Consider the following 17,917-nt stretch of genomic DNA (forward strand, 5'->3'; position numbering starts at 1 on the left):
CTCAGGACGGGCTCTGGCCGGCGAGCTGCTGGATCCGCACGATGACGAACTCGGCGGGTTTGAGCGGGGCGAAACCGACGACCACGTTGACCACGCCGCGGTCCCGGTCGTCGCTGGTGGTGGTCTCCGCGTCGCACCGCACCAGGTACGCCTCCCGGGGCGTCCGCCCGGCGAACGCGCCCTTGCGGAACAGGTCCTGCATGAACGACGTCAGGTTCAGCCGTAGCTGCGACCAGAGCGGTTCGTCGTTGGGCTCGAAGACCGCCCACTGGGTGCCCCGGTAGACGCTCTCCTCGATGAACAGGGCGAGCCGGCGCACCGGCGTGTACTTCCACTGGCTGGCCAGCGCGTCCGCGCCGGCGGTGGTGCGGGCCCCCCAGTTGACCGTGCCGGTCACCGGGAAGGTGCGCAGGCAGTTGAGCCCCAACGGGTTGAGCACCCCGTTCTCGGCGTCGGTCAGCGGATAGACCAGGTTGGTCACCCCGCGCAGCTGCGCCTCGGTGCCGGCCGGCGCCTTCCACACGCCCCGCTCGGTGTCCTGCCGGGCGTACAGGCCGGCGAGGGTGCCGCCGGGGGCGACGGTGCGGGGCTGGAAGCCGTCGGTCGGGTCGGGGATACGCAGCCGGGGGAAGTGGGCCACCGCGTTGGGGCCCTTGACCCCGAGTTGGTTGATCCAGTCCAGGGCGCGCTCCGGGTCGTCCACCCCGGGCGGCGGGTCGACCAGCAGGACCGCCCGGCGGCGCTCGCAGAGGTCGTAGGCGGCCGACCAGACGGCCTCCGGGTCCAGCCCGTTGTCGATGGCGGCGGGGTCGCCGTGCCGGGCGCGGGTGGCGTCGGGGATGCAGAGCAGGTTGAACAGGTCGGTCTTGAGCAGCGCGTAGATGCCGGTGTAGGCGGCCTCGCTGCCGATCAGCGCGCCGGTGCCGGGCAGGGTGGTGCCGTCGGAGCCGGTGACCAGGTCGCCCTGACCGAGCCGCTTGACGCCCAGCGGGCTGAACCGGCCGACGTTGGCGGTCGTCCCGGCCAGGCCCAGCAGGGCAGCGCCGTCGGCGACGTCACCGGAGGGGGAGACACCCGCGACGGTGAAGGCCGCGTCGACCGCCGCCGGGGCGACCACCGCGTCGACGTCACCGAGGACGCGCAACCCGCCGGCGGCGGTGGGGACCACCCGTACCCGCAGGCCGGCCGCGCCGTCGGCGGCGCCCAGCGCGGTGTTGACCTTCCGTTGCAGCAGCGCGGCCACCCCGGCGGGGGAGGACGGCAACCGCTCGCCCTTGTCCAGCACGGTCACGGTCACCGGGGCGACCGCCGGCACGGTCTTGGCCGGGTCGTTCGGGTCCGGCTTGGTGGGCCGGTCAGGCTGCACGGTGAGCCGGTAGTTCTTCGCCGCGTCGACGGTGGGGGTGCCGAGAGCGGTGCCGACCGTGCCGCTGGGCACCGGCCGGCCCGCCCCGGAGGCCCCGGCGCGCGCCCGGACCAGCGCCGAACCCCGGTCCGGGTCGTTGAGCAGGGCCACCGCGTACGCGGCGCTGGCCGGGTCGGCGGACAGTCCGGTGAACCGTTCGGTGTCGCCGGTGGCGGTGTCGGTGACGGTGAGGTTGAACGACTTGGCGTCGGTGACGCCGTCGTGGTCGACGTCGACGAGCAGGCCGCTGCCCCACGCGCCGGTGCTCGTCGCGTCCAGCAGCAGCGCGGACTTCGCCCCGGCGCCGACCTTGTCCAGCAGGGTCACCGAGGCGGCCCGGGCGTCGGCGCGGGGCACCCGCACGACCAGGGCGGCGGCCCCGCCGTTGCGGAAGAACTGTTGCACGGCCAGGCTGAGTTCGGAGTCGCGGTCGACCCCGCCGAACCGGCGTTCGAACTCGCCGAAGGTGTTGACCCGGACGGCACGGTGCTCCGGTCCGGTCCGCACGTACCCGACGAAGGCGGTCACCCCGGTCGCCACGCCGATCACGGGGCGGACGGAACTCGCGACTTCCTCGATGTACACGCCGGGATAGGTCGGGGTGACGGGCATGACTACCTCGTCTCGCAGTGGCGGGTCGGCTGATGTCACACTCCGCTCACCCCGCACCCGCCTCTAGCGGGCACCCGACTACGCCGCGTCAACTACCCGACATCCCCGACCGCCCGTTCCCCGGTCGGACATCGACGCGCCGGACCGGTCCGGCGCCCAGGCTGTCGCGGGTGGACGTGCGGTGAGGTGCCCGTGGCGTCGGCTGGTGCCGTCCGCCGACGGGGCAAGCCATTTTTCCTGGACAGGCGGATCCCTCTTTCTGGACGGGGTGGATCCGGCGTCCCCCGCCGCCGGGGGAACGGCCCGACAGGCCGACCACCTGACCGGCTGGCGGCGGCGCAGCAGGATGGGTGCGTGCCGATCGAGCCCGTCGCCCCCGCGCCCGCCCCGACGTTCCGCCGTACGCTGCTGCGCCAGCGGTGGGCGGACCTGACGTTCCTGCACTGGGCGGTCGCCCCGGAACTCGTCGCGCCGCTGCTGCCGGCCGGCACCCGTCCGGACACCCTCGACGGAACCACCTACGTCGGACTGATCGGCTTCCGGATGGTCGGCCTCGGTTTCGGCAGGGGGCCGGCCCTGCCGTACCTGGGGACGTTCCGGGAGACCAACGTGCGGCTCTACTCGGTCGACCCCACCGGTCGGCGGGCCGTGGTGTTCCGTTCCCTCGACGCGTCCCGGCTGATCCCGGTGCTGGTCGCCCGGCTCACCCTGGGGCTGCCGTACCTGTGGTCGGCGATGCGGGTGGACCACGACGGTGACCTGCGCAGCTACCGGTGTCGTCGGCGCTGGCCGGGGCCGGTCGGGACGACCAGCGAGATGGTGGTCCGGGTGGGCGCGCCGATCCGCCGGCCGACCCCGGTGGAGCATTTCCTCACCGCCCGGTGGGGCCTGCACACCCGGGCGTACGGGCGCACCCGGCACGTGCCGAACTGGCATCCGCAGTGGCCGTTGCACCGGGCCGAGCTGCTGCACCTGGACGACGAACTGGTCACCGCCGCCGGGCTGCCGACGCCGACCGGCCCGCCGGTCAGCGTGCTGTACTCACCCGGCGTGCCGGTCCGGTTCGGTGCACCTGCCGCCCTGCGCACCCGGTGACCCCACCGGTCGGGCGGACACGGCGGGCCGCCGGTTGACCCTGACACGGTGTCAGGGTCGACACTGCGTCGGGGAGGTGGTCCGGATGACCAGGTCGGATGCGGACATGACGCGGGCACTGCGGGGGCTGGCGGGTGGGGACCCGTCGGTGCGGCTGCGGGCGGCGCTGGCGATCGGCACCACCCCCGACCCGGCGTTCGTCGACCCGCTCGTCGCCCGCTGCGCGACCGAACCGGACTTCTCCGTCCGCGAGATGCTGACCTGGGCGCTCACCCGTCACCCGCCGGAGGCGACGGTGCCCCGGCTCGTCGCCGCCCTGGGGTCGACCCGGGCACAGGCCCGCAGCCAGGCGTTGCACACGCTGTCCAAGATCGGGGACCGGCGGGCCTGGCCGGCGGTCACCCGGGCCCTGTTGACCGATCCCGACGACGAGGTGGCGCGCAGCGCCTGGCGGGCGGCGGTCGCCCTGGTGCCCGAGGGTGCGGAGTCCGGACTGGCCGAGGTGCTGGCCACCCAGCTCGGGCGGGGTGACCAGGCGACGTGGCTGAGCCTCAGCCGGGCGTTGGCCACCCTCGGCGAGGCCGGCACGACGGTCCTGCATGCCGCCGGGACGCACCCGGACCCCCGGGTACGCGCCCACGCCGCCGCCACGCGGCGGCTGGTGCGCGACCCGGACGCCGGATTCGAATTCTCCCTCGGGGAGGCGACGCGCGTCGTGGCTCTCGGCGGGACCGGCGGGCCGGGGTGAGGCGGTGCTGATCGGCGAGGTGTCACGGCGCTGCGGCGTCAGCGTCCGGATGCTCAGGCACTACGAGTCGCTCGGACTGCTCCGACCGACCGGTCGTACCGGCGTCGGCTACCGCGACTACTCCGACGCGGACCTTCGACGGATCTTCCACATCGAGAGCCTGCGCTCGCTGGGGTTGCCGCTGCGGGCGGTGGGACGGGCGCTCGACGACCCCGCCTTCACCCCTGCGGAACTCGTCGACGACCTCATCCGGCAGACGCGGGCGCGGATCGCCGCGGAGCGGGAGCTGCTCACCCGCCTGCGGCGGATCGACGCGGCCGGACCCGCCGACTGGCAGGACGTCCTGCAGGTGGTCGCGCTCCTGCGGGACCTGGGCTCACCGCGCGCGGACCAGCGTCAGCGTGCGGCGCTGGCCTCGGTCGGTGAGGTGCCGGTGCCGGTGGAGGCGCTGGTCGCGGCGGCGCTGGACGAGGCCGACCCGAACGTCGCCGGGGCGCTGCGCTGGGCGCTGGCCCGCGCGGGCGTCGACGCCCTGCCCCTGCTGGCGGAGGGGCTCGGCGCACCCGCGGCCGAGGTGCGGGAACGTGCCGTCCGGGCCGTCGTCGAGATCCCGGGTGGGGATGCCACCGCGCTGCTCCGCGACGCCCTGCGCCATCCGGACCCCGTGGTCGGCAGGTGCGCGGCGCTGGCGCTGGGCAGTCGTGGCGAGCCCGCCGCCGTGCCGATCCTCATCGACATGATCGTCGCCCAGGTGAACGACGTCGACGCCGCCGACGCGCTCAGCGTGCTGGCGACCGATCCCGCCACGGCGGACCGGATCGCCGCCCGCCTGATCGAGCTGCTCACCGGGGGCGACGCCGGGGCGTCGGCGCGCGGCCGGCTGGTCCAGGCGCTCGCGGGTATCCCGGGGGACACGACGTCCCGGGGCCTGGCCGGGCTGACCGGGGACGACGACCGGGCCGTCGCGCTCACCGCGCGCTACCTGCTCACCCTGCGCACCGCCCCCGACGGCCGCTGAACGCCGGCCGGGGGCGGGCCGACCGGTGGCCCCTCCCCGGCCCGGCGTCCCGGGCGTCGGTCACCGGGCGCGGCGGTGCCGGGCGACCAGCGTCCCGGCGCAGAGCACCGCCAGCAGGCCGCAGGCGGAGCCGGCCCACTGGTTGTCCAGCACGGTCGTCAGCGCCGCGTTGGCGGCGAGGCTGACGACCAGCACCACCCACAGCAGCGGGCGGAGCCGGTCGGTCGCCGGGTGCGTCGGGTCGGCCGGGGCGTCGGCGACACGGTACGGATCGGTCATGGCTGCCTCCTCGGTGGCGGGTGTTCGACCAGTTCGACGCTAGGCGCGAGGGTGGGTCGGACACGATCCCGCCAGCACGACCGGCGCTGGTACAGCAGGCGCTACTTTCCGCACCGACGGTGCCGGGCCGGCCGTCCGGTGGCCTATGTTGGCGCGGGAGGTCTTCCGATGACACACCTGCGGGACCGGGTCCGTGCCTCGGTCGACGCCCTCGAACACCTGGTCGGTGGGCTCGGCACCGCACTGCTGGCGTTGGCCGCGCTGCTCTGGGCGGTGTTCGTCGCGGCGACCTGCCTGGTCTGGGTGGGACTGCCGGCGGCACCCGGCGCGCTGCGGGCGGTACGGACGGTGGCCGACCGGGAGCGGGCCCGGCTGTCCCGCTGGGGCGCGACGATCCCCGCTCCGGGTCCGGTGCCGGCCGAGCTGCGGGTGGCGGTGCGTGACCCGTTCGTCCGCCGGGAACTCGGCTGGGTCGCGCTGCACGCGGTCACCGGGCTGACCGGCGGACTGCTCGGCCTGGCCCTGCCGCTCTACGCCGTGCAGGACCTCACGTTCCCGCTGTGGTACCGGCTGCTGCCGCCCGGGGCCGGCGCGCCAGGGATCGTCTGGTGGCGCGTCGAGGGGCTGGCCGACGCGCTGCTGGTCGGCCTGCTCGGTCTCGGCTGGCTGGCCGCCACGGTCGCGTTCGGTCCGGTGCTGGCCCGCCTGCAGGCCCGGCCGGGCCGGTGGCTGCTGCCCCCACCGCCGGGCTTCGACCTGTCACTGCGGGTCGCCGAGCTGACCGCCACCCGGGCTGCGGCGCTGGACGCCCACGCGGTCGAACTGCGCCGCATCGAACGCTCCCTGCACGACGGCACCCAGAACCGGTTGGTCGCGGTCAGCGTGCTGCTGGGGGCGGCCCGCCGGGCGGTGCGGCGGGACCCGGCCCGGGCCGACGAGATCCTCGGGCAGGCGCAGGACGCGGCGGAACAGGCGCTCGGTGAGCTGCGTACGGTGGTGCGGGGCATCCTGCCGCCCGTGCTGGACGACCGGGGCCTCACCGGTGCCCTGGCCGGCCTGGCCGGCGGCTGCGCGGTGCCCTGCCACCTCACCGTCGACGTGCCGGTCCGCTGCGCCGTCTCGGTGGAGGCCACCGCCTACTTCGTGGTGGCGGAGGCGTTGACCAACGTGGTCCGGCACAGCGGCGCCGGCCGGGTCGACGTGACCGTCCGTCGCGAGCAGGACCGGCTGCTGGTGACCGTCACCGACGACGGGCACGGCGACGCCGACGAGGGCGGCGGCTCGGGGCTGACCGGCATCCGTCGACGGGTCGGGGCGTACGACGGCCGGATGACGCTGACCAGCCCACCGGGCGGACCGACGAGACTGGAGGTGGAGTTGCCGTGCGGATCGTGATCGCCGCCGGTGTCCGCCGACGAGCGGGGCGTCACGGACGCGCCGAAGCTCTCGAGGTCGGGTGTGACTGACAGGCATTGTCGGGGGTGGCACCTAGGCTGGTGGGATGATCGACCGCCGTCAGGTGATGCAGTTCCGGGTCGGGGCGCAGCAGCTCGACCGGGCCGAGGGCACCCCGGCGGACACCGCCGTACTCGACATCGGGGTGCAGGACACCGGCCCGGACGGCGGCCGGTGGGCCCTGGCGCTGCGCGGGGTCGAGGTGACGGCACCGGTCACGGACGACCTGATCCTGCTCTGGACCGTCCGCGGCGCGCCGCATCTCTACCGTCGCGCCGACGTGGCCGAGGTGGCGGGGGCGGTCGCGCCGTACTCCGACGCGGACGCGGGCAAACGCCTCTACGACGCGGCCCGGCCGCTGAAGGCCGCCGGCATCGGCAACCTGGCCGCCCTCGACGAGGTGGCGGCGCGGATGCGGGCGGTGGTCACCACCCCGACGGTCAAGGGCGACGTCTCGGGGCGGCTGGCCGAGCTGCTGCCCGAGCCCTACCTGCGGTTCTGCCGTCCCTGCGCCGCCACCCACCTCTACGAGATGCCGTTCCGGCTGGCGGCCGTGCGGGCCGGGCTGGAGCTGCGCCCCGGCACCTCACCACCGGTCCTGCACCGCATCCCCGGATTCACCCGGGCCGCCCCGCCCGGCGACCGGTTCGACCTGGTCCGCGCCTACCTGCGGCTGCTCGGCCCGGCCACCCCCAAGCAGGTCGCCGACTACCTCGACGCCCCGGTCCGGGACGTGCGGGCCCGCTGGCCGCAGGACGTGGTCGAGGTACGGGTCGACGGGGAGGCCCGCTCGCTGCTCGCCGCCGACGAGTCGGCGCTCGCCGGTGCCGCCGACACCACCGCCGTGCGCCTGCTCGGCCCGTTCGACCTGTTCCTGCAGGCGCGGGACCGGGCGACCCTGGTGCCGGACGCGGCCCACGCCAAGCAGTTGTGGCCGGTGCTGGGCCGCCCCGGGGCCGTCCTGGCCGGCGGTGAGATCGTCGGCACCTGGCGGCCCCGTAAGGCCGGCCGGACGCTGACGCTCGCCGTCCAGCCGTGGCGCAGGCTGTCCGCCGCCGTCCACGACGGCATCGTCGCGCAGGCGCAACGCCTCGCCGCGCACCGGGGCCTCGCCCGGGTCGACGTCGACGTCGACGGGCGGCGTTTGACACCGGCCCACGGCACCGGGGGAGGATGAGGCGTGCGGGTCCCTCTCTCCACGCCACCGGCGATTCCCGCCGGGGCCCTCGCCACCGGTGCGCAGCCGACCCTCGCCGCGCCGGGGGGCCTGCTCCTGCGTCCCTGGGAGCCGTCCGACGCCCCGGTGTTCCTGGCCGCCTACCGCGATCCGGAGATCCGGCACTGGCACACCCGTCATCCGGCCTCCGAGAGTCAGGTCCAGGAGTGGTTCGAGGGCTACCGCCGGGCCTGGGCGGGGGAGACCGGCGCCAGTTGGGCGGTGACCCGCGACGGCGTCGAGGTGCTCGGCCGCATCGCCCTGACCGGCATGGATCTCGACGACGGTGTCGCCGGGTGCGCGTACTGGGTGCTTCCCGCCGCCCGCCGGGCGGGGGTGGCCTCCCGGGCGTTGACGGCGCTGGCCGGCTGGGCGCTGGACGGGGCGGGCTTCCACCGGCTGCACCTGGACCACTCGACCCGCAACGTCGCCTCCTGCCGGACCGCGCTGCGCGCCGGGTTCCGGCTGGAGGGCACCAAACGCAGCGACGCCGTGCACGCCGACGGTCGGCACGACATGCACCTGCACGCCCGCATCCGGGGCGATCGGCCGGCCGGCTGACCCCGGCACCCCGGGCCAGGGCCGGTCAGAGCCAGCCGTTGGCGCGGGCGGTGTGGGCCGCCTCGATCCGGTTGCGGGTGCCCGTCTTGCCGATCGCAGCCGACAGGTAGTTGCGGACCGTGCTCTCCGACAGGTGCAGCCGGGCGGCGACGTCAGCCACCGTGGCACCGTCCACGGCGGCGACGAGCACCTCCCGTTCCCGTTCGGTGAGCGGGTTCGGGCCGGTCGCCAGGGCCGCCGCCGCCAGCGCCGGATCGATCACCCGCTCACCGGCCAGCACCCGCCGGACCGCCACCGCCAACTCCTCCACCGGTCCGTCCTTGACCAGGAAGCCTCGCGCCCCGGCCTCCATCGCCCGGCGCAGGTAGCCGGGTCGCCCGAACGTGGTGAGGATCAGGACCCGGCAGGAGGGCAGTTGCCGCCGCAACGCCGCTGCGGTGTCCAGCCCGCTGCCGGCGGGCATCTCGATGTCCAACAGGGCCACGTCGGGGCGGACCCGCAGGGCCGCCGCCAACGCGGCGGTGCCGGTGCCGGCCTCGGCCACCACCTCCATGTCGGGTTCGAGGTTGAGCAGCAGGGCCAGTGCGCCGCGCATCATGCCCTGGTCCTCGGCGAGCAGCAGCCGGATCATCCGCGCGCCGCCCCGTCCGGGCCGGTGGGAATCCGGGCGGTGAGCCGCACACCGCCGCCACGGACGGAGGTGACGTGCAGCTCCCCGCCCGCCCGTGCGAGCCGTTCGGTGAGACCCCGCAGGCCGTTGCCCGGCTCGACCCGGCCGCCGACACCGTCGTCGCCGATGGTCAGCACCGACTCCTCGGCGTCGACGCGCACCTCGATCTCGCAACGCGACGCGTGGCTGTGCCGCAGCACGTTCGTCACTCCTTCCCGCAGCACCCAGCCGAACGCGTCGTCCGCCTCCACCGGCAGCGGCCGACCGGGTTGCCGCACGGTGACGGTGATTCCGCCGTCGGCGAGGGCGGTCCGGGCACCGTCCAGTTCCCGACCGAAGCTCCGGTCCCGGTAACCGGTGACCGCCTCGCGCACCTCGGCGAGCGCAGTACGGCCGATGCGCTCGATGTCCCGGGCCTCGGCCGCTGCCCGCGCCGGATCGGCCGGGGCGAGCCGGCGCACCACCTCCGCCTTCACCACCACGAGTGACAGTGTGTGGCCGAGCAGATCGTGCAGGTCCCGGGCGAACCGTAGCCGCTCCTGCTCGACCGCCGTCCGGGCCAGCTCCTGCTGGGTGCGGCGCAGCTCCGCCACCAGTCGGGCCGTCCGGGTGAACGCCAGGGTCATGGCGCCTGCCAGCACCGTGATCAGTGCCGAGGCGGCGATGTCACCGACCGGCACCCGGTGCGCCAGCCCGATCGTCAGGACGGCAGCGGCACTGCCGCCGACCCAGGCGAACCCCCGGCTCGGCCGGACCAGCCCGACCGCACCGGCCGTCGCGACGTACGTCAGCAGGATCAGCCAGCCCTCCGGGCCGCCGGCGTACGCGCCCGCGAGGCCCACCCCGAGCGCCGCGAACACCAACAGGCCGAGGTGGAACAGCACGGGCGGCACCACCAGGTCGGCCACCGGCACCGCCACCAGCGCGAGGTAGAGCAGCGCGAAGGTGACCAGCCCGGCCGCCGCGACCGCCGTCGGGCGTACCTGCCCGTGGGCGATCGCGGTGGACGGTGGCAGCAGCAGCCAGAACCAGAGCGTGTGCGACGCCACCAGCAGCAATCCCCGTCGGCGGCGGCCGGTGGCGGGAGCCGCGATCGTGGCACCGGACATGGTCGACACCGTAGCGGGATCTCAGCGACGCGCGGTCGACCGGCGGTACGCCACCGCGGCGAGCACGCCGAAGGCCACCGTCCAGCCGGCGAGCACCGCCAGTCCGGTCGGTTCGGGGGCCAGGCCGGCCGCCGTACGCCAGCCGAGTTCGGCGAACCGGTACGTCGGCAGCGTGTGCGCCAGGTGCCGCAGCAGGTCGGGGAAGTACTCCGCCGGCACCAGCAGTCCGCCGAGCACCGACAGGCTGAGGAAGGCGAGGAAGTTGACCGGCTGGGCGAGCTGCGGGGTGAGGCCGTACCCGATGGCGAGCCCGAGCAGCGCGAACGGCACCGTGCCCACCCACATCAGCACCAGCAGGGCCGCCCACCTGCCGGCGGGTAGCTCGACGTGGTGCTGGAGGCGGCCGGCGATGCCCACCGCGACCAGCGACGGCACCCCGCTCACGGTGCTGACCAGGGCCTTCACCGCGACCACCCGGCGGGGGGACAGCGGGGTGACCCGCAGTTGGTGCAGCCAGCGCACCGCGCGTTCCTGGGCCACCGACGAGCCCACCGAGAGCACCCCGGCCATCGCGCCGTAGCCGGCCAGGCCGACCATGAGCGCGGCGGCGGCGGTGACGCCCTCCAGCCGGTCGCCCGCCGGAAGCAGGCCCGAGAAGATCACGTAGGTGACGACCGGCCCCAGCACGGTGAACAGCGCCAGCCGCGGCTCCCGGGCCAGGCGACGTAGCTCGAAGCGCAGATAGGCGCGCATGTCAGTGGTTCCCTTCTGCGGCGGTGAGGGTGAGGAAGGCCGCCTCCAGCCCGACGCCGGTGACCTCCAGGCCCCGGAAACCCCGGTCGGCGGCCAGCGCCAGCACGGTGGCGTCGGCGTCGTCGGTGGCGAGCGCCACCCGACCGCCCCGGACCTGCACCGACCGGACGCCGGGCAGCAGGTCGAGGCCCGCCACCGACCCGTCGGCGAGGTCGAAGGCCACCGTACGACCGCCGGCCACCGCCCGGATCTCGGCGGGCGGGCCGTCGGCCACCACCCGCCCGCCGGCCAGCAGCACCACCCGGTCGGCGTGCTCGTCGGCCTCGTGCAGATGGTGGGTGCTGAACAGGACGGTGTGACCGTCGGCGGCGTACCGGCGGATCGCCGTCCAGAACGCCTGCCGGGCGGCGACGTCCAGCGCCGCGCCGGGCTCGTCCAGGACCAGCAGGTCCGGGTCACCGGCCAACGCGAAGGCGAACCGCGCCCGCTGCGTCTCGCCGGCGGAGAGCCGGTCCAGCCGGCGGTCGGCCAGGTCGGTCAGCCCGGCCAGCGCGAGCACCCGGGCGGTGTCCAGCGGCCGGGGATACAGCCCCCGGGCGAGGGCGACCAGGTCCCGCACGGTGGCACCGGGGACGAAACCGGCGTCCTGCACCATCGCCCCGACCTGGCCGGCCCGGACCGCCTCGCCCGGTGACCGGCCGAACAGCGTCACCGTTCCGGCGTCGGGTGGGGCGAGGCCGAGCAGGAGCGAGAGGGTGGTCGTCTTGCCGGCGCCGTTGGGGCCGAGCAGGGCGACCGTGCTGCCCGACGCGATGGTCAGGTCGATCCCGTCGACGGCCCGGACGGGGCCGAACCGCCGGGTGAGCCCGGTCAGGCGTACCGCGGTGTCATCCATGCCCGTCACGCTAGGCAGCCGGGGCTGCCGGGGGCAGAGCCGGCGATACCCGTCCGGCCAGGACAAATGTCCCGGCCGTGCCCGAGTCGGCGGGCCGGTGGCACCCCGCCACCCTCAGCGGGGTCCGACCACGGCGCACCGGTCCCTGGTCGCCTGCCCACCGCGCCGGACTCCACTGGGGAGGGTCTACACCGCCGCGCCGTGTCGCCGCGTCGACTTTACGGATGATGTCTGTCGACAGGGGACCCGTCATAGCGTGGGCTTCCCGGGACAGCCCGGCGTGGCCCACGAAGGCCACGCCATCCGGCCCGTTCCCCATACCTGGTGAAGTGAGGCCCAATCGATGACGGTTCCACCCCCCGATCCCGCTGGTCGCGGCCGCCGCCGACTGGCCGGGCTGTGCGCCGCGGTGCTGGTCGCCACCGCGCTGCCGCTGACCGGCGGTACCGCGGCGGTCGCCGCGCCGGCCGACTCCGGCCCCTGGCGGCAGCTGCCGAGCGAGCCGTCGGCCAACGCCCGGGACGGGCGTACCCCCGACATCCGCGCCGAGCGGTTCGCCGCCTACACCCTCGACCGGGGCGCGTTGGCCGGCACCCTGGCCGACGCCCCGGCCGAGCGGGCCGGCAACGCCCGACGGTCGCAGCCGGCGCTGACCGTCGCGCTGCCCACCCCCACCGGGGGCTTCCAGCGGTTCGCCCTGGTCGACTCGCCGGTGATGGAGCCGGGGCTCGCCGCCCGGCACCCCGAGATCAGCACGTACGTCGGTCGGGGCCTGGACGACCCGACGGCGACCATCCGCGCCGACCTGACCCCGCTGGGCTTCCACGCCTCGGTCCGGTCGACCGGCGGCAGCTGGTACCTCGACCCGTACTACCACGGCGACCAGAGCGTCTACGCCAGCTACTACGCCCGTGACCTGGTCGACACCGACCCGGCCATGGTGGAGCGGGAGGACGTCGCGGCGGCGGCCGGGGCGCTGTCGCCGGAGGTGGCCGCGGACGAGCCGGCGGGCCCGCCGGTCACCCTGCGCACCTACCGGCTGGCCCTGGTCACCGACCCGTCGTACGCCACCTTCTTCGGCGCGGAGAACGTCACCGCGGCGAAGGTGACCCTGATCAACCGGGTCACCCAGATCTACGAGGACGAGACGGCGATCCGGTTGGTGCTGGTCAACGACACCGACAAGACCAACCTGAACACCGCCGCCCTGGCCACCGAGCCGAACGGGCCGTGCGGCGCGGCGGCCTGCTACACCCCGACACAGATCTCGTCGTGCACCAGCTCGCTGCTCAACCGCAACCGGATCGTGCTCGGCCAGCTCGTCGGCGCGGGCAACTACGACGTCGGGCACATCGGCCTGGGCCTGCCCGGTGGCGGCGTGGCCGGCCTCGGCGTGGTCGGCCTGGACGGCAAGGCACGCGGCTGCACCGGCCTGCCCACCCCGGTCGGTGACTTCTACGCCGTCGACTACGTGGCGCACGAGATCGGCCACCAGTTCGCCGGCAACCACACCTTCAACGGCACCCAGTACAACTGCTCCGGCAGCAACCGCAGCGCCGCCAACTCCTACGAGCCGGGCAGCGGCTCGTCGATCATGGCGTACGCGGGCATCTGCCAGCAGGACAACCTCCAGCCGCACAGCGACCCGTACTGGTCGCAGCGCAGCTACACCGAGATCAGCACGTTCGTCACCGGCACCCGGCCGGCGCTCAACGAGGTGCAGACCGTCTCGCTGTCCGGCTTCGACACCGACGGCGACGCGTTCAGCCTCAGCTACGCGGGGCAGTCCTCGGTGCCGATCGTGCGCGGCGGCAACTACACCGCCGCCGGGATCAAGGCGGCCATCGAGGCGATCGCCGGCTGGCCGGCCGGTGCCACCGTCACCGTGTCGGCCTTCGGCGGGCTCGGTGCCCCGAACGACACCGGATTCCAGGTCACCTTCGGTGCGGGCCCGCTGGCCGGGGTCGACGTGTCGTCGCTCGGTCTCACCGACACCGTCGGGACGACCGGCTTCGTCGGTGAGACCGCCCGGGGCGGCGCGGCCGGCAACAACGGTTTCCAGACCGCGCAGACCGGCAACCGGGCCCCCGTGGTCACCGTGCCGGCGGCGGCGCACACCATCCCGGCGCGGACCCCGTTCGCGCTGACCGGTAGCGCCACCGACGCCGACGGGGACACCGTCAGCTACCTGTGGGAGCAGAACGACCGGGGCGGCAGCACCGGCACCGCGCTGGTCAACAACACCAAGACCAACGGGCCGCTGTTCCGCCAGTTCGGCGAGGCGGCGGCGGTCAGCCCCACCGACACCCTGGAGTACCACTCGCCGGGGGAGAACGCGGTGAGCACCGATCCGACCCGGCACTTCCCCGACCTGGCGCAGATCGCGGCGAACAACACCAACGCCGCCACCGGGGCCTGCCCGGCCGCGCCGGCCCCACCGGCCACCGGCGGGGCGAGCAACGTGCCCGCCGCGACGGTGGACTGCTACTCGGAGTTCCTGCCCACCGCCGACTGGGTCGGCGTCACGAACGACCGGACCCTGCACTTCCGGCTCACCGGCCGGGACCACCACCCGGGCGGCGGTGGCATCGGCAGCGCCGACGTGGCGTTGACCCTCGCCCCGGCGGCCGGCCCGTTCCTGGTCACCTCGCAGGCGACGCCGACGGCCCACCTGGGCGGCGGCACCATGCCCGTCACCTGGGACGTGGCCGGCACGGACACCGCCCCGATCAGTGTGGGCGAGGTGCGCATCTCGCTGTCCACCGACGGCGGGGCGACCTTCCCGCACGTGCTGGCCGAGAGCGTGCCGAACACCGGCGCCGCGACGGTGACCCTGCCGAACGTGGACACCGCCCGGGGCCGGTTGAAGATCGAGGCGGTCGGCAACGTCTTCTTCGACCTCAGCGACGCCGACCTCACCATCACCCGGGTCCGCGCGGCCACCGTCACCTACACCGGTGACGCCCTGGCCGCCCCGGTGGACGACGCCGACACGACAGGCGTGCTGCTGCGGGCCACCGTCCTCGGTGGCGGCGGTGACGTCCGCAACGCGACGGTGACCTTCACCGAGGGCGACGAGACCCTCTGCACGGCGGTCGCGACGCCGTTCGGCGCGGCGGCGGACGACGGCTCGGCCAGTTGCCGTGCCGTGCTGCCGCACGGCGCGCACCCGGTCACCGCCACGGTGTCGGGGGCGTACACCGGCAGCGTGACGGCCACCGTCACGGTGGCCGGAGGGTACGGCCGGACGGTCGCCGGCTCGGGCTACCTGAAGGGCGGGGCCACCGCCGGTGGTTACCCGCTCGACGACGACCGGCGCATCGAGGTGACCCTGGACGGCCGGATCAACAACGGCAAGAAGCTGGTCGGCAGCGCGAAGGTCGGCTACAAGTCGGGCGGCAAGCGGTACAAGTTCCAGAGCACCGCGCTGGAGTCGTTCGGTGTCGCGGTGGCCGGGGAAGCGGTCGCCGACCTGCGCTACCAGGTCACCCTGTACGACATCTCCACCGCACAGAACCCGGTCCCGGTGGCCACCGGGCTGACCATGCGGGTGACCGCCACCGACCGGGGCGAGCCGGGCCGGCGCGACGGGGTCGGCATCACCGTCTGGGACGGTGACCGGTTGGTCTTCTCCTCGGACTGGACCGGCGCGTCGACCCGGGAGAGCACCCTGACCGCCTCCGGCGGCAACCTCACCATCGGCTGACCAGGCGCACCGCGACACCCGGCGTCCTTCCCCGCCCACCGGGCGGGGGAGGACGCCGGTCGGCGTCCGGGCGGTGGACGGGGCGCGTCGGGCACCCGGCACGATGAGGGGGTGACCGCCCCCGCCCGCCCGCCGCTCGCCACCCTGGACGCGGTCCTCGAACGGCTCACCTACGTCAACGAGGAGACCGGCTACACCGTCGCCCGGGTCGCCACCGACCGGGGCTCCGACCTGCTGACCGTGGTCGGCGCGCTGCTGGGCGCGCAGCCCGGGGAGAGCCTGCGGCTGTCGGGACGCTGGTCGTCGCACCCGAAGTACGGCCGGCAGTTCGAGGTCGACTCGTACACCACGGTGCTGCCGGCGACCATCCAGGGCATCCAGCGCTACCTGGGCTCCGGCCTGGTCAAGGGCATCGGGCCGGTGTTCGCCGAGCGGATCGTGGCGCACTTCGGCCTGGACACCCTGCGGATCATCGAGGAGGAACCGGCCCGGCTGGTCGAGGTCGCCGGGCTCGGACCGAAACGCACCGCGAAGATCACCGCCGCGTGGGAGGAGCAGAAGGCCATCAAGGAGGTGATGGTCTTCCTGCAGGGCGTCGGGGTGTCCACCTCACTCGCGGTGCGCATCTTCAAGCAGTACGCCGACGCCTCGATCGAGGTGGTGACGAAGGAGCCGTACCGGCTGGCGGCCGACGTGTGGGGCATCGGCTTCAAGACCGCCGACACCATCGCCCAGGCGGTGGGCATCCCGCACGACAGCCCGCAGCGGGTGATGGCGGGTCTGCGGTACACCCTGTCCGAGGCCACCGACTCGGGCCACTGCTACCTGCCCGCCCCGGCGCTCGTCGCCGACGCCACGAAGATCCTCGACGTCCCGGGTGATCTCGTCACCCGCTGCCTGGACGACCTGGTCGCCGAGGAGGGCGTGGTGCGGGAGTTCCTGCCCGGCGACGACGGCGAGCCGGTGCCGGCGGTCTACCTCGTGCCGTTCCACCGTGCCGAGCAGTCGCTGGCCGGCTCCCTGCTGCGACTGCTGCACGACCGGGCCGACCGGCTGCCCCACTTCACCGACGTCGACTGGCCCCGGGCGCTGGCCTGGCTGCGGGCGGTCACCGGCAACGACCTCGCCCCCGAGCAGGAGCACGCCGTCCGGCTGGCGCTGACGGCGAAGGTGGCGGTGCTCACCGGCGGGCCGGGCTGCGGCAAGAGCTTCACCGTGCGGTCCATCGTCGCGCTGGCCGCCGCGAAGAAGGCCCGGATCACCCTGGTCGCGCCGACCGGGCGGGCCGCGAAACGGTTGTCGGAGCTGACCGGGCACCCCGCCGCCACCGTGCACCGGCTGCTGCAACTGCGTCCCGGCGGGGAGGCCGTCCACGACCGGGACAACCCGCTCGACGTCGACCTGCTCGTCGTCGACGAGGCGTCCATGCTCGACCTGATCCTGGCCAACAAGCTGGTCAAGGCGGTGCCGCCGGGGGCGCACCTGCTCCTGGTGGGCGACGTCGACCAGTTGCCCAGCGTCGGCGCCGGGGAGGTGCTGCGCGACCTGCTCACCGCGCCGGCCATCCCCCGGGTGCGGCTGACCCGGGTGTTCCGCCAGGCCGCCCAGTCGGGCGTGATCACCAACGCGCACCGGATCAACGCCGGCCGGCCGCCCCTGCTCGACGGCCTGCCGGACTTCTTCCTGTTCGCCTGCGAGGACACCGAGGCCACCGCCGCGCTGACCGTCGACGTCGCCTGCACCCGGATCCCCGCCCGGTTCGGCCTCGACCCGCGCCGTGACGTGCAGGTCCTCGCCCCCATGCACCGGGGACCGGCCGGTGCCGCAGCCCTCAACACCCTGTTGCAACAGCGCCTGACCCCGCACCGCGAGGGGCAACCCGAGCGGCGGATGGGCGGGCGGGTGTTCCGCGTCGGCGACAAGGTCACCCAGATCCGCAACAACTACGACAAGGGCCAGGCCGGCGTCTTCAACGGCACCCTCGGCATCGTCACCGCCATCACCCCCGAGGAACAGATCCTCACCGTACGCACCGACGAGGACGAGAACCTCGACTACGAGTTCGACGAGCTGGACGAGCTGGCCCACGCCTACGCGATGACCATCCACCGCTCGCAGGGCTCGGAGTACCCGGCGGTGGTCGTACCCCTGACCACCAGTGCCTGGATGATGCTGCAACGCAACCTGCTCTACACCGCCGTCACCCGGGCCCGGCAACTCGTCGTCCTGGTCGGTTCCCGCCGGGCGCTGTCCGCCGCCGTGCGTACCGTCGGCGCGGGCCGCCGGCACACCGCCCTGGACCACCGCCTCGGCGCGCCGGCCGGGTAGCGCCGGACCGGCGTCCGCCGTCGACGGCCGCCACGCCGGCCACCGTGGACGGTGACCGGCGCGGCGC

The 17,917-nt window shown here is 74.8% G+C and carries 14 protein-coding genes; 8 read left to right on the forward strand and 6 right to left on the reverse strand.

Annotated features, from left to right (window positions below):
- Position 1 precedes the first annotated feature (1 nt).
- Positions 2-2,017: a phage tail sheath family protein gene (locus tag ACN268_RS04990; protein ID WP_421481944.1), complete on the reverse strand. Its 2,016-nt coding sequence runs from the start codon at positions 2,015-2,017 to the stop codon at positions 2-4.
- Between the two features lie 354 nt (positions 2,018-2,371).
- On the opposite strand from ACN268_RS04990, the gene ACN268_RS04995 reads away from it, so the two are divergent.
- The 3 genes from ACN268_RS04995 to ACN268_RS05005 all read left to right on the forward strand — a co-directional run bounded on the left by ACN268_RS04995 (position 2,372) and on the right by ACN268_RS05005 (position 4,878).
- Entirely contained in the window at positions 2,372-3,112 is a 741-nt protein-coding gene (locus ACN268_RS04995; RefSeq protein WP_421481945.1) for a YqjF family protein, read from the forward strand.
- A gap of 85 nt (positions 3,113-3,197) precedes the next feature.
- The gene (locus ACN268_RS05000; RefSeq protein ID WP_421481946.1) at positions 3,198-3,860 is read left to right on the forward strand and encodes a HEAT repeat domain-containing protein; all 663 of its coding nucleotides are present in this window, start codon (positions 3,198-3,200) and stop codon (positions 3,858-3,860) included.
- 4 nt (positions 3,861-3,864) lie between these two features.
- Positions 3,865-4,878: a MerR family transcriptional regulator gene (locus tag ACN268_RS05005; protein ID WP_421481948.1), complete on the forward strand. Its 1,014-nt coding sequence runs from the start codon at positions 3,865-3,867 to the stop codon at positions 4,876-4,878.
- A 60-nt stretch (positions 4,879-4,938) separates the two neighbouring features.
- Here the strand turns inward: ACN268_RS05005 and ACN268_RS05010 are convergent, their stop codons facing one another.
- Positions 4,939-5,157, reverse strand: a complete 219-nt coding sequence (locus ACN268_RS05010; RefSeq protein ID WP_204924325.1) for a hypothetical protein — start codon at positions 5,155-5,157, stop codon at positions 4,939-4,941.
- Between the two features lie 168 nt (positions 5,158-5,325).
- Between ACN268_RS05010 and ACN268_RS05015 the strand changes: the two genes are divergently transcribed.
- The 3 genes from ACN268_RS05015 to ACN268_RS05025 all read left to right on the forward strand — a co-directional run bounded on the left by ACN268_RS05015 (position 5,326) and on the right by ACN268_RS05025 (position 8,389).
- Complete coding sequence (locus ACN268_RS05015) at positions 5,326-6,552, forward strand: sensor histidine kinase (protein ID WP_421481949.1); 1,227 nt, start codon at positions 5,326-5,328, stop codon at positions 6,550-6,552.
- A 106-nt stretch (positions 6,553-6,658) separates the two neighbouring features.
- The gene (locus tag ACN268_RS05020) at positions 6,659-7,789 is read left to right on the forward strand and encodes a winged helix DNA-binding domain-containing protein (RefSeq protein WP_421481950.1); all 1,131 of its coding nucleotides are present in this window, start codon (positions 6,659-6,661) and stop codon (positions 7,787-7,789) included.
- Positions 7,790-7,792: 3 nt separating this feature from the next.
- Positions 7,793-8,389 (forward strand): GNAT family N-acetyltransferase, encoded by a 597-nt coding sequence (locus ACN268_RS05025; protein ID WP_421481951.1) that lies wholly within the window; start codon positions 7,793-7,795, stop codon positions 8,387-8,389.
- A 25-nt stretch (positions 8,390-8,414) separates the two neighbouring features.
- Here the strand turns inward: ACN268_RS05025 and ACN268_RS05030 are convergent, their stop codons facing one another.
- From ACN268_RS05030 to ACN268_RS05045, 4 genes are read right to left on the reverse strand one after another with little or no spacing between them, the layout of a single operon-like run.
- Positions 8,415-9,020: a response regulator transcription factor gene (locus ACN268_RS05030; protein ID WP_421481952.1), complete on the reverse strand. Its 606-nt coding sequence runs from the start codon at positions 9,018-9,020 to the stop codon at positions 8,415-8,417.
- Positions 9,017-10,168 (reverse strand): sensor histidine kinase, encoded by a 1,152-nt coding sequence (locus ACN268_RS05035; RefSeq protein WP_421481953.1) that lies wholly within the window; start codon positions 10,166-10,168, stop codon positions 9,017-9,019. The genes ACN268_RS05030 and ACN268_RS05035 overlap by 4 nt, the downstream gene beginning before the upstream one ends.
- Positions 10,169-10,189: 21 nt before the next feature.
- A complete protein-coding gene (locus ACN268_RS05040; RefSeq protein WP_421481954.1) occupies positions 10,190-10,921 on the reverse strand; it encodes an ABC transporter permease in 732 nt (243 codons plus the stop codon).
- Position 10,922: 1 nt separating this feature from the next.
- A complete protein-coding gene (locus ACN268_RS05045) occupies positions 10,923-11,816 on the reverse strand; it encodes an ABC transporter ATP-binding protein (RefSeq protein WP_421481955.1) in 894 nt (297 codons plus the stop codon).
- A 343-nt stretch (positions 11,817-12,159) separates the two neighbouring features.
- Here ACN268_RS05045 and ACN268_RS05050 point away from each other — a divergent pair, with 343 nt between their 5' ends.
- The gene (locus ACN268_RS05050) at positions 12,160-15,522 is read left to right on the forward strand and encodes a M12 family metallo-peptidase (protein WP_421481956.1); all 3,363 of its coding nucleotides are present in this window, start codon (positions 12,160-12,162) and stop codon (positions 15,520-15,522) included.
- 111 nt (positions 15,523-15,633) lie between these two features.
- Entirely contained in the window at positions 15,634-17,850 is a 2,217-nt protein-coding gene (locus ACN268_RS05055) for an ATP-dependent RecD-like DNA helicase (RefSeq protein ID WP_421481957.1), read from the forward strand.
- Positions 17,851-17,917: the final 67 nt, after the last annotated feature.

The organism is Micromonospora sp. WMMD735, assembly GCF_049178995.1.
GTDB lineage: Bacteria > Actinomycetota > Actinomycetes > Mycobacteriales > Micromonosporaceae > Micromonospora > Micromonospora wenchangensis.